Annotated in this window: 13 protein-coding genes; all 13 read right to left on the bottom strand. The window is 41.4% G+C overall.

Annotated features, from left to right (window positions below):
• Nucleotides 1-10: 10 nt before the first annotated feature.
• The 13 genes from AB6M99_RS00260 to purM all read right to left on the bottom strand — a co-directional run bounded on the left by AB6M99_RS00260 (nucleotide 11) and on the right by purM (nucleotide 11,498).
• Complete coding sequence (locus tag AB6M99_RS00260) at nucleotides 11-694, bottom strand: hypothetical protein (RefSeq protein ID WP_121835880.1); 684 nt, start codon at nucleotides 692-694, stop codon at nucleotides 11-13.
• The gene (locus tag AB6M99_RS00255; protein ID WP_121835879.1) at nucleotides 681-1,886 is read right to left on the bottom strand and encodes an AAA family ATPase; all 1,206 of its coding nucleotides are present in this window, start codon (nucleotides 1,884-1,886) and stop codon (nucleotides 681-683) included. The genes AB6M99_RS00260 and AB6M99_RS00255 overlap by 14 nt, the downstream gene beginning before the upstream one ends.
• A gap of 9 nt (nucleotides 1,887-1,895) precedes the next feature.
• Complete coding sequence (gene purK / locus AB6M99_RS00250) at nucleotides 1,896-2,966, bottom strand: 5-(carboxyamino)imidazole ribonucleotide synthase (protein ID WP_121835878.1); 1,071 nt, start codon at nucleotides 2,964-2,966, stop codon at nucleotides 1,896-1,898.
• Nucleotides 2,953-3,441 carry a 5-(carboxyamino)imidazole ribonucleotide mutase gene (gene purE, locus AB6M99_RS00245; protein ID WP_121835877.1) on the bottom strand — a complete coding sequence of 163 codons (489 nt, stop codon included), beginning with the start codon at nucleotides 3,439-3,441 and terminating at the stop codon, nucleotides 2,953-2,955. Before purE ends, purK begins: the two co-directional genes overlap by 14 nt.
• A gap of 291 nt (nucleotides 3,442-3,732) precedes the next feature.
• Nucleotides 3,733-4,995, bottom strand: coding sequence for a phosphoribosylamine--glycine ligase (gene purD / locus AB6M99_RS00240; protein WP_369350854.1), 1,263 nt, complete (start codon nucleotides 4,993-4,995; stop codon nucleotides 3,733-3,735).
• A gap of 523 nt (nucleotides 4,996-5,518) precedes the next feature.
• Nucleotides 5,519-6,502 (bottom strand): Gfo/Idh/MocA family protein, encoded by a 984-nt coding sequence (locus AB6M99_RS00235; RefSeq protein WP_121835875.1) that lies wholly within the window; start codon nucleotides 6,500-6,502, stop codon nucleotides 5,519-5,521.
• Nucleotides 6,503-6,561: 59 nt separating this feature from the next.
• Nucleotides 6,562-6,825 (bottom strand): type II toxin-antitoxin system RelE/ParE family toxin, encoded by a 264-nt coding sequence (locus AB6M99_RS00230; RefSeq protein WP_121835874.1) that lies wholly within the window; start codon nucleotides 6,823-6,825, stop codon nucleotides 6,562-6,564.
• Complete coding sequence (relB, locus tag AB6M99_RS00225) at nucleotides 6,822-7,037, bottom strand: type II toxin-antitoxin system RelB family antitoxin (protein ID WP_121835873.1); 216 nt, start codon at nucleotides 7,035-7,037, stop codon at nucleotides 6,822-6,824. Before relB ends, AB6M99_RS00230 begins: the two co-directional genes overlap by 4 nt.
• 232 nt (nucleotides 7,038-7,269) lie before the next feature.
• Complete coding sequence (locus AB6M99_RS00220) at nucleotides 7,270-7,929, bottom strand: hypothetical protein (RefSeq protein ID WP_369350851.1); 660 nt, start codon at nucleotides 7,927-7,929, stop codon at nucleotides 7,270-7,272.
• A 9-nt stretch (nucleotides 7,930-7,938) separates the two neighbouring features.
• On the bottom strand, nucleotides 7,939-9,486 hold the full coding sequence (purH, locus tag AB6M99_RS00215) for a bifunctional phosphoribosylaminoimidazolecarboxamide formyltransferase/IMP cyclohydrolase (RefSeq protein ID WP_121835870.1): 1,548 nt from the start codon (nucleotides 9,484-9,486) through the stop codon (nucleotides 7,939-7,941).
• A gap of 64 nt (nucleotides 9,487-9,550) precedes the next feature.
• Nucleotides 9,551-9,925 carry a hypothetical protein gene (locus tag AB6M99_RS00210; RefSeq protein WP_121835869.1) on the bottom strand — a complete coding sequence of 125 codons (375 nt, stop codon included), beginning with the start codon at nucleotides 9,923-9,925 and terminating at the stop codon, nucleotides 9,551-9,553.
• Nucleotides 9,922-10,473: a phosphoribosylglycinamide formyltransferase gene (purN, locus tag AB6M99_RS00205; protein WP_121835868.1), complete on the bottom strand. Its 552-nt coding sequence runs from the start codon at nucleotides 10,471-10,473 to the stop codon at nucleotides 9,922-9,924. Before purN ends, AB6M99_RS00210 begins: the two co-directional genes overlap by 4 nt.
• On the bottom strand, nucleotides 10,473-11,498 hold the full coding sequence (gene purM / locus AB6M99_RS00200; protein ID WP_121835867.1) for a phosphoribosylformylglycinamidine cyclo-ligase: 1,026 nt from the start codon (nucleotides 11,496-11,498) through the stop codon (nucleotides 10,473-10,475). The genes purN and purM overlap by 1 nt, the downstream gene beginning before the upstream one ends.
• Nucleotides 11,499-11,538: the final 40 nt, after the last annotated feature.

The following is an 11,538-nucleotide window of genomic DNA, read 5'->3' as shown; positions in this document are numbered from 1 at the left end:
ATTTCACTTACTATACTTGCTTACGTACTGATTTATCAATTACTAAGAAGCGATTGTACTCATCTTTAGATAAAATTTCTTTTAATGATTTATCATTAATATAGTTATGTAAATCATTAATATACTGTATATTTTTTTGAAATTTCATCTTTAAATATCTACTCGTTCCTTCAACAGCTACTTTTAAATTTTTATACTTAATCAAGGAATCAACAGATGTAATCGTTCCCTGAACGTAGTTAATACGAGTATCTTCTGTATATTTTCTACCAAGCAGTAATTCAAAATTGGCATTTTCAATCTCTTGTGGAAAAAAATTAACCTTTATATCATGGATTTTTAACTCTTCTAATTGGTTCTTCTTTAACTCATTTTTAAGACAAGTGAATTCAGGAACCTTTTGTAAAGCAATATTTTCAATAGAATAGTAGTCAATTTTTACAATGTTATCAAAATGTTTAGTTTTGTCTCTATAATCATTGTCAATTATTCCTACTTTATCTTTGTCATGTTCTACCTTTTCTATTATATCAATACAATTCCCACCATTGTCTACAACATAAGGATACAATTCTTTAATTTGCTGATAAAAAAATTTATTATTTCCTTCTACAAAGCAAAATGGTTTTGAACTAACTTCTTCAAGAAATTCGTCGTAAGTTTCTAAACTTTCATCACTTTCAATATCTAACATTGTTTTCTATTTTTACCACCTTATTATTAGTACTATAAGATTTAAAATCCTTGTAAATATATGGAGCATGTGTCGCAATAATTACAGACTTTCCTTTAACTACATCAAAAATATCTCCAACTATTCTCTTTTGAAAAGATAAAGATAATGAAATTTCTGGCTCGTCTATAAGATATATATCCACATCTATGAATATTAAATTAAAAAATAGAAATATAATATTCCGTTCACCTGATGAAAATTTTGATATTTCAAGTTCACTTCCTGATTTGTAAAAAGTAAATTCTCCACTTCTATCAAGCTCAATCACTAAATTAAAATATCTGCTGATCACATCATTAAAACGTATTACTTTTCTTTTCAACAAATTAATCTCGTCAATCACTTTAGATGGGGTTCCACTCTGTTCCCATAATGAATTAAATAGACTCGTTTTAAAATCCAACACTCGTTTTCGTATTTCTGTAAAGAATAATTCAAAATCTTTTTCCCCAGTTGAAATAACTATTGAAGACTTACTAGCTAGTTCTTTTTTTAGTTTAGATTTCTTATTATCTAACCTTTGTGTTTTTGCTAAGGCGTTGATAGCTCCAAAATTATGTACGTAATTATTTATTACTTGTTCAATTATACGCTCATATTCATATAAATCACGCTCAATCCTACTTGAATGAATGCTATCATCTTTCAATAAACTTACCGATACTCGACTAGTATCATATGCCCACCTTCTTATAAGGTTTGGGGAAAAATCATTTGGAAAGTCACTCCTTACAAAGTAATCTAACGCTTCCCTGCATCTTCTAATATCAGCATTAGAAAAATTATCAATTACTAAACCCGTAGAAATAAAATCCATTTTCATTTCCACATACATTTTGAATAATTCTTTATACTCTTGAAAATACTCTCTAAATCTATCATTCTCTCTTGAAACTAGTCGAGTTTTTCCTTTGAACAGTTCATCATATTTGACACCATTCAACTTAAAGTTTTCTATATTTAAATCTTTTAAAATATTGCTTAATTTTGCACTTGATGATGCTTTAGATAATTCAATTATTGAATGAATAGTTCTCAAAACACGAGTTTTTCCTGCTCCATTTTCTCCAAATAACACAACATTCTCTCCTAGCGGAATATTTACAGTTGAATTTGTGTCTCGAAAATCAATAAATAATTCTTGAACCATAGTAACCTCCTAAAACTCCACACTATCAGGCTCATCACTAAACACCGTTACATGTCCCATCTTGCGGTTGTGCTTTGCTTCTATTTTACCATAGAGGTGGAGGTGGGCGCTAGGTTTTTCTGCGATATAGGCTTGGGCTTGTTCCATGTGTTGGCCGAGGACATTGAGCATGACGGCTGGGGCATGGAGTTTGATGGCTGGTAGTGGCTTTCCTAACACACCCAAGATATGAGTGTCAAATTGTGAAAAGTCACAGGCTTCGATGGAATAATGCCCTGAATTGTGGGGACGAGGGGCGATTTCATTGACCAGAATCTCATCGCCTGCCACAAACATTTCCACACAGAGAGTGCCAGATAAGTTAAGCTGCTCTGCTATTTTCACTGCCATAGCCTGCGCTTTAACGCTCAACTTGTCTGAAATTCGGGCTGGGACGATGGTTTTTGACAGGATATTGTTACGGTGGATATTTTCCTGAACAGGAAAGACAGTGACATCTTTGCCATTGCCAGACACGATAACGGAAATTTCCAAATCAAAGCTCACAAATTCTTCCAAGACGCACTCGGCAGAGTTTGCTAGTTTGTTAGCATCTTCAAGGTCTGCTTCCGAGCGAATAACGACTTGACCATGTCCATCATAGCCACCTGTCGCTGTTTTGAGGACATGTTTTTTTGACAGGTCAAGATGTTCCAAGTCAAGGCTAGAAGTCACCACCTTGTAAGGTGCCACGGTCACGCCAGCTTTATTGGCCAAGAAATCTTTTTCAAAAATACGGTTTTGCGATATGCGAAGAAGGTCTGTCCCCTGAGGCAATTGTCCTTCTTTGGCGACAGCATCCAGCGCATCCGCATCAACATTTTCAAACTCATAGGTAAGCACATCACAATGCTCTGCCAGTTGGCGAAGCGCCTCCACATCGCTGTAAGGCGCTACGATCACCTCACTCACGCGCGACGCTGGACAATCCGCTGCTGGATCAAGGGTGATGACCTTGTGCCCCATATAGATGGCAGAAATCGCCATCATCTGCCCCAGCTGACCGCCACCGATAATTCCAATTGTTTTAGTTGAGTTCATGGGTTGACTCCTCTGCGATGCGTCCTTGTTCCTCGTGGAAATGGCTGAGCTGCTCTGCTATTTTTCCATCCTCGATAGAAAGGATACGAAGGGCAGTTAGTGCTGCGTTGGTTGCTCCCGCTTCTCCAATCGCCATGGTTGCTACAGGCACACCGCCAGGCATCTGAACAATGGAATAGAGGGAATCCAAACCACTAAGGGCACGTGATTTCACAGGCACACCGATGACAGGCAAAGTTGTCTTGGCTGCGACCATACCAGGAAGGTGGGCTGCTCCGCCAGCACCTGCGATGATGATTTTGATGCCACGGTCGCGTGCTTCTTCCGCGTGTTTGAACATAAGGTCTGGTGTGCGGTGGGCAGAGACGACTTTTTTCTCGTAGGCTATGCCAAACTGGTCGAGGACTTCAGCTGTTTTTTGCATGGTCGCCCAGTCTGATTTTGAGCCCATGATAATGGAAATAATTGGTTTCATTTTTTAATTCCTTTTTTTCTTTTTGATAAGGTGTTTAAGTGCTGTGGGACGTCAGGCAGTGCTGAGTTTGGTTGGTGAATACTTCACTCAACCAACTACGGCTATTCCTATCGGACATAGCCTAAGCACTGCACTAACTCATCAGCGATTTATTATCGAAATCGCTTCTTCGTGTCGCAAACCTTCTAATGTCAAATTTCTTTCTAAATTCTTTCTCATTTATGCTTTTCTGAACGGCAACAACTGACGGGTTTATCTCGCTTACGCTCGTTCTTCTGATTACATTATATTTTATTTCACGGCTTTGCTTCCGATGTCATTTCGGTAAAAGAGGCCTTCGGTGTTTTGGTTAGTGAGTTCAGCATAGATTTTTTCCTGCGCTGCTGGGACAGTATCGGCTGTGGTGACGAGCATATAGACGCGACCGCCATTAGATAGCAATGCTTTGCTATTTTCCGAAAACTTAGCCCCTGCATAGTAGGTGACGATATCGCCAGTAGTCTTTTCTGGAAGGACTACGCCTTTTTCGTAATCGAGCGGGTAGCCGTTTGATGCGACGACAACGCCAAGGGTCACGCTGTCTTCGTGCCACGTGATGTTGGCTGGTTTGCCCTCTAAAATATCCGTGATATTCTGCGCAAAATCTGAGGTTAGGCGAGGGAGGATAATCTGAGTCTCGGGATCTCCAAAGCGAGCGTTGAACTCGATGACCTTCGGTCCGTCAGCTGTCAAAATCAAGCCACAGTAGAGAATCCCAAGGTAAGGACGCCCTTCTGCTATCATCCCCTTGAGGACTGGCTTCACGATAGTCTCAACCGCTGTGTCCACAACACTTTGCGGGAGATGAGGAACTGGCGCATAAGCCCCCATACCACCCGTATTTGGCCCCTTATCGCCATCAAAGGCACGTTTGTGATCCTGAGCCGTTGGCATGAGGTAAAACTGCTCGCCATTAACAAAGGCAAAGAGCGAAAATTCCTCACCGTCCAGAAACTCCTCAATCACCACGCGCGCACCTGAATCGCCGAACTTATTGTCCAAAAACATGTCACGCGCCGCCTCAACCGCCTGCTCCACCGTCTCAGCCACGACCACACCCTTACCGAGCGCTAGGCCGTCCGCCTTCACCACGATTGGTGCACCCTTTTCTTCGATGTAGGCCTTTGCTTTGTCAAAGTCGGAAAATGTGCCATAGGCTGCTGTCGGAATACCGTATGTGACCATGATTTCCTTAGCAAAATCTTTTGACCACTCCAGCTCCGCTGCTAAACGTGATGGCCCAAAGGCTTTGAGTCCCGCTTGATTAAACTCATCAACGATGCCAGCTGCCAAGGCATCATCTGGTCCAATAAAAGTCCAAGCAATGTCATTTGCTTTAGCAAAATCAATCATCGTAGAATGTTCGGAAATTCCGATATTAACCAATTGCAAGCCATCCAAGGTCATGCCATCATTTCCTGGCGCGACAAAGACATCTGTAACTTGGGGACTCTCTAGCAATTTCTTAGCAATCGCATGTTCACGACCACCTGAACCAACAACAAGTAATTTCATTTCGATTACCTCACCTTAATCCTTCAAACCATCACATCAGTGATTACGGATTTAACTTACGAATAATATAGTTACATTATAACATATTTGTTCGTTATTTTTAAAATAATATGCGGTGGTATCAAAAAAAATCACCCAAAACTGGGTGATCTGATGTAAAACGTAAAAAAGAGAGGGGGACAAAAATCGTTAAATCGTCAAAAAATGACGATTTCGATTTTGTCATCTCACCTCCGCACAGTTGATTAGGATGACCGCTAACGATTGCGTAGTACTAAAACAGTCCGGTGAACTGTTTTAGGTGGACACTTGAAAATGAAGAAGTGCCCAGTTGGAGACTTCCAATCAACCACTGCGTCAATCTGTTATTACCATTAAAAATAGAAGGTTGAGATTTATGTCCCAACCTTCTTCTTAGGAGATTTATAAAAAAGAAAAAATTTATTTAGGATGGTTATAGTATAGCTTGTCATCCTTAAGCATTCCTAAAAGTTTTCTTTAAAAATTCTTAAAATCATTTTATTTACTCTTCCTCTGGGTAAGTCATGCCCCATTCCCTGCGGAGCCGCGTCATCATCGCCATGACATCACGGGTATAATCAAGATACATACGATTCTCAATACCTGCGACAGCTTTTTCCATATCAGCCAGTTCATAAGAAAGGGCCTGTGCGGTATCACCAGCTTCAATCACTTCTTGGTGACCATCCTCAGTGTAAGTAATGACCGCCTTTTGCCCACGTGGGTACTCGTAGAGCTCGATGTAACCTTTGTCGTAAGCGATGGTTCCGCGTTTTGGTTGCTTGGCGTGAAGACTGAGCGCAATCGTCGCCATCTCTCCTTCGGCATTGGTCAGAAGAATCCCCACCTGCTCATCCACGCCAGTCGGCGCCAGCTTGACCTGTGAAGCCATCTGATTTGGGATAGAACTCATGAACCAACGAACAAAAGAAAGAGCGTAAACACCGATGTCAAGTAAAGCACCGCCTGCTAGCTCTCGGCTGAAAAAGCGATTGGTCATGTCGTAGTCCTTATAACTCCCAAAATTCATCTGAATCAGCTTGAGCTCACCCAACTTGCCAGAAGCCACCACCTCTGTCAACTTACGGTAAATCGGCATATGGAAAATAGTCATAGCTTCCGCCAATACCACATGGTTTTCTTCTGCTAAAGCAATCGCCTCTGCCAATTCTTCAGAATTCAGCGTAATGGACTTCTCACACAGCACATGCTTGCCCTTAGCCAAAGCCTTTCGCAAGAAATTGATATGGGTATTGTGTGGCGTCGAGATGTAAATGATATCCACCTCAGGATCCTCAAAAACCTCATCAATGTTCTGATAAACTTTCTCAATCCCATATTTTTGGGCAAAAGCTACGCCCTTATCATAGGTCCGATTGGCAACCGAGTAAAGCTTTTTACCTTGACTCTCCAAGGCTTGCGCTAACTCATTTGCAATCACACCCGTCCCCAATGTCGCCCAGTTGTACTGTTTTCCCTCTGTCATAATGACCTCCTGTGAGTTTCTGATTTCATTATAGCAAAAAACAAGCCAGACAGCTTGTTTTAGTAGATTTCTTTACGATATCCGACTGCAACACTTTCAATCACGATGACATCGTCATAAATGTTGGATAGGATACAATAAAGTCCGACACGATAGCACCACTTATCAGAGTAATTAGCGGCTAGACCTTTGCCATATTGGAGAGGATTGTCTGTATTCGCTAAATGCTTATCAATCCAATACAAAATTGTAGAACGAGTGAAAGCATCTAATTTTTTAAGTTGCTTGACTGCCTTTTGGGTATAAGTTACCTGATAACTCATAGACCGAATTCCTTCATCAGTTCTTCGTGAGAAATTCTCACCCCATCATCCTCGGCCATCGCCTGACGAAGTACTTGCAAATCGTACTCTTCTTCAATTTTTTCCAACATAGCCTGACGCGCAAATTCTGAAATGGTCAACCCGTTTACTTGGATATATTTCTTAATCAATTCACCATCTTGATCATTGATACGTAGTGTCATTGTTGCCATATTTTCCACCTCTTGAATACTTTGATTCTTATTTTGGAACTTTTCCCTTCTCTTGTCAATAAAGCAGTCATTTTATAATTAATTCGTAAAATAAAAAAGAAAATCCCAACTCTTGTGAATTGAGATTCTCTAGGAGATTATGAAAAAAGAAAAGTTATTTAGGATTGATTCTAGTATAGCTTTCCTTGTTTAAGTAAAGCTAAATATCTAAAATTTCAATATCCTTGTAACCCTACTCAATTATTTTTAGTCCAAAAAAACTGAATAGTAGTGAAATTATTATAGCTATCCATGGCAAAATATTAGGTATCTTTTTAAATCTAAAAGTTCCATATGCAATAGCAACCGGAGATAAGAGAGAAAGTGCATAACATATGCTATACAAAAATAAATAGACAACCAACTGAGAATTTCCTTCACTAAAATAACTAGCAAAAGCATTTGAAAAGTTGTCTGCTCCTAATTGTCCGTTAGAATATTGACTCAAATAATTGGTTAATTCCTCTGGGAAATGAAGATTCTGATTAATAATATTCGCAATCACAACTACAACAATCTGCACTACTGCAATAATTGTATTTTTTATTTTATAATCACCTGATTTTATAACAATATAGATTAACGGAACTAAAGAAACAACAACAAGATATGACCACACATAGTTGATATTATTATTTAGAAAATCCATGACTGGATTAAAAAATATAACTAAAATTGCCATTACAGCTAGTGCAAGAATTCCAATTCCAAACATTTCCGCCTCACCACTTGATGAGCCACTCTCACCAACATTAGTTGTTATATTGGTAAGAAAATAATTATTTGTTTGTTTTATTGAATTATCAATGTTATTTACATTCCCATTAACTTTCTTGTTTATTACATTTTTCATATATTCTCCTTAATGTCTAAAATGTCTCACACCCGTAAAGATCATTGCAATACCGTGCTTATCTGCAGCGTCAATCGAGTCTTGGTCGCGGACGGAGCCACCTGGTTGGACGATGGCTTTGATGCCTGCGGCTGCGATTTCTTCGATGTTATCTGCAAATGGGAAGAAGGCATCTGAGGCAAGGACTGCACCATCAAGGCGGTCTTTAGCCTGCTCAATCGCGATACGGACAGAGGCCACACGGTTGGTCTGACCCGGGCCAACGCCAAGGGTCATGTGGTCGTTGGCAATCAAGATACCGTTTGATTTCACATACTTGATGGCCTTCCAAGCAAACTCAAGAGCCACTTGCTCACGCGCATCTGGTTGACGTTTGGTCACGACTTGCCAGTCGGCTGGATTTTCCTTGATGACGTCTTGGTTTTGCACCAACATTCCGCCAACTACACCTGTGTATTCCGCTTCATTCTCACTCGCCTCTTGTGCGTCAAATGGCAACTCCAAGATGCGCAAGTTTTTCTTTTTATTGGTCAAAATAGCTAGCGCTTCTTCTGAATAACTTGGTGCAATGATGATTTCTAAGAAAATCGGATGCATTTTTTCTGCGGTAGCCGCATCCACCTCACGGTTGAGAACGACAATTCCACCGAAAATCGAAACTGGGTCAGCAGCGTAAGCATTGTCCCAAGCCCCTTCAATCGTGTCTGCTTGACCGATACCACAAGGGTTCATGTGCTTGAGCGCCACCACTGTCGGTTTGTCTGTGAAATCACGGATAATGCGAATAGCCGCATCAGCATCACGGATGTTATTGAATGAAAGTTCCTTACCGTTGAGCTGTTTCGCTGACGCGATAGAATACTCCGTCAGAATCGCTGACTGGTAGAAATCAGCATCCTGTTGAGGGTTTTCGCCGTAGCGCATCGGCTGTTTGAGGTCGTAAGTGATGGTTAGTTTTTCAGGCTTGGTTTCACCAACTTGCGCTGTAAAGTAATCCGCAATCAAGGCATCATAAGCTGCTGTGTGACGGTAAACTTTAGCCGCCAAACGTTGACGAGTAGCGTAAGTCGTTTCACCATCTGCCTTGAGCTCATCAAGAACCACCGCATAGTCTGCTGGATCTACCACAACCGTTACGCTAGCATGGTTTTTCGCAGCGGAGCGGAGCATAGAAGGGCCACCGATATCGATATTTTCCACCGCCAAATCGTAAGTCACATCTGGACGCAAGATCGTCTCTTTAAATGGATAAAGGTTGACCACCACAAGGTCAATCAAGCCAATCTCATGCTGGCTTGCCGCTTCCAAATGGCTATCCAAATCACGACGTGCCAAAAGCCCACCGTGGATTTTTGGATGAAGGGTCTTAACACGACCGTCCATCATTTCAGGGAAACCTGTCACATCGTCGATAGCAATGGTAGCTACCCCTGCATTGTCAAGAGCAGTTTTTGTACCACCCGTTGAGATAATCTCCCAACCAAGGGCTGTTAATTCCTGGGCAAATTCTACAATGCCCGCTTTGTCAGATACACTGATCAGTGCACGTTTTGTCATGATATCTCCTTTTCAATGAATGACCTCCAGTCACTCAATCTCTAGTTTATTAACGTCATAAAAACTAGTCTATGTCATATAAAAGATAGTGATTGTATCCTATCACTTCCTTGAGGTAAGCTTGATCTTCTGAGGATACTTCAAATTCTGGAAAGGTTGCTACTAAACTACACAAATATAGGTAATTAGGATGCCTACGATAAGAAAAACCATTTCCTCCAAATCGCCCTTGGCAGAAATCAAAAGCAAGCTTTAACTCTTGACTGGTTCCTTTTACCAATAAACTATCGAGATAAGCCAACTGACATTTGTCTGTATTGACAACCATAGCCCGCATGGTATTTGCCAAAACCAATAGCCAGTCCGATTGACTCTCTAGCTTTTTGGGTTTCGACTTTAGCATCTCTTTTAAAGCAATATAGTGCGTTTCAACAGTCATCCTTCCACTCCCAACTCTCTCAACACTTCTGGATAAAGCTGATACTCCGCCTCATGAATTCGCGTTTCAAAACTGTCAAGCGTATCATCTGCTAAACGCGGTACACGGACTTGTTTGATAATTTGTCCTGTATCTACCCCTGAATCCACCCAGTGAACAGTTACTCCACTCTGAGAAACACCAGCTTTCCAAGCGTCTTCGATACCGTGAGCACCCGGAAATTCTGGCAAGTAGGCTGGGTGAATATTGATGATGCGTCCTTCATAGGCAGATAGCAAGGTGTGACTCACAATTTTCATATAGCCTGCCAAAACAACCAAATCAATCTGGTGCTTATCTAGCAATTCCACAATGGCTTCTTCGTAAGCCACCTTGTTTTCAAATTCTTTGAGTTCAAAGGTATAGCTAATCACACCCAAGTTCTGAGCACGTTCTAGCACATAGTCCTCTCGTTTATCAGCGAAGAGGAACTCAACTGGAAATTGCTCTGCAATGACCTGAAAGTTAGAACCGTTACCCGAAGCAAATACTGCTATCTTTTTTGCCATTAGCGAACCACCACACTTGCGTCAGCTTTTTCCACAATACGACCAATCTCATAAACTGGTTCATCCAAAAGCTCTGTCACACGCGCCACATTTTCCGGACTAACCGCCAACATGAGCCCAATCCCCATATTGAAGATTTCAAACATTTCCTCATGCTTAATGTCACCGTATTTCTCAAGGGCTTTGAAAATCGGCAAAACTGGAATTTTATCCTCATCAATTTCTGCCGCTAAATTATCCGCAAACATACGAGGCACATTTTCAATGAATCCACCACCCGTGATGTGGGCAATCCCATTAACCAGTTCTTCTTTGATCAATGGCAGAGCGGCTTTGACATAGATGCGGGTTGGTTCAAGAAGAACATCTTTCAGTTTTTGCCCCTCTAACTCAGGCAATACTTCGTCACCTGTGTAATCTGCAAAAACACGACGAACGAGAGAATACCCATTCGAATGAATCCCGCTAGAAGCAAGTCCAAGAAGAACATCGCCTGCTTTAACTTTTGAGCCATCAATAATCTGAGACTTCTCAGCAATCCCTACTGCAAAACCAGCTAAATCATAGTCGTCTTCGCCATACATTCCAGGCATTTCAGCGGTTTCTCCACCAATAAGAGCAGCCCCAGCTTGCACACAGCCTTCTGCCACACCAGCCACGACTTGTTCCAACTTTTCAGGAACATTTTTACCCGTCGCCACATAGTCAAGGAAGTAAAGTGGCTCAGCACCAGCAGCGATGATGTCGTTGACACACATGGCCACACAGTCCTGACCAATCGTGTCATGCTTATCATACTTGATCGCTAGCATGAGCTTGGTCCCAACACCGTCTGTCCCAGAGATAAGGACTGGCTCTTTGACACCTGTTGTCGTTAGGTCAAACATCCCACCGAAGCCACCGAGAGCTCCCATCACACCAAGACGCTCTGTACGCGCCACATGCTTCTTAATTCGCTCAACAACCTCATAACCAGCTTCAACATCCACACCAGATTGGGCATACGCATTTTTGTTTTCAGACATTTCTTTCTCCTTTTTGATGTTGACAAACCTGTCAACCTTG

Source organism: Streptococcus hillyeri, assembly GCF_041081565.1.
Taxonomy (GTDB): Bacteria; Bacillota; Bacilli; order Lactobacillales; family Streptococcaceae; genus Streptococcus; species Streptococcus hillyeri.
Note: the sequence above shows the minus strand (reverse complement) of the source record. Positions and strands in the feature narration are given on the sequence as shown.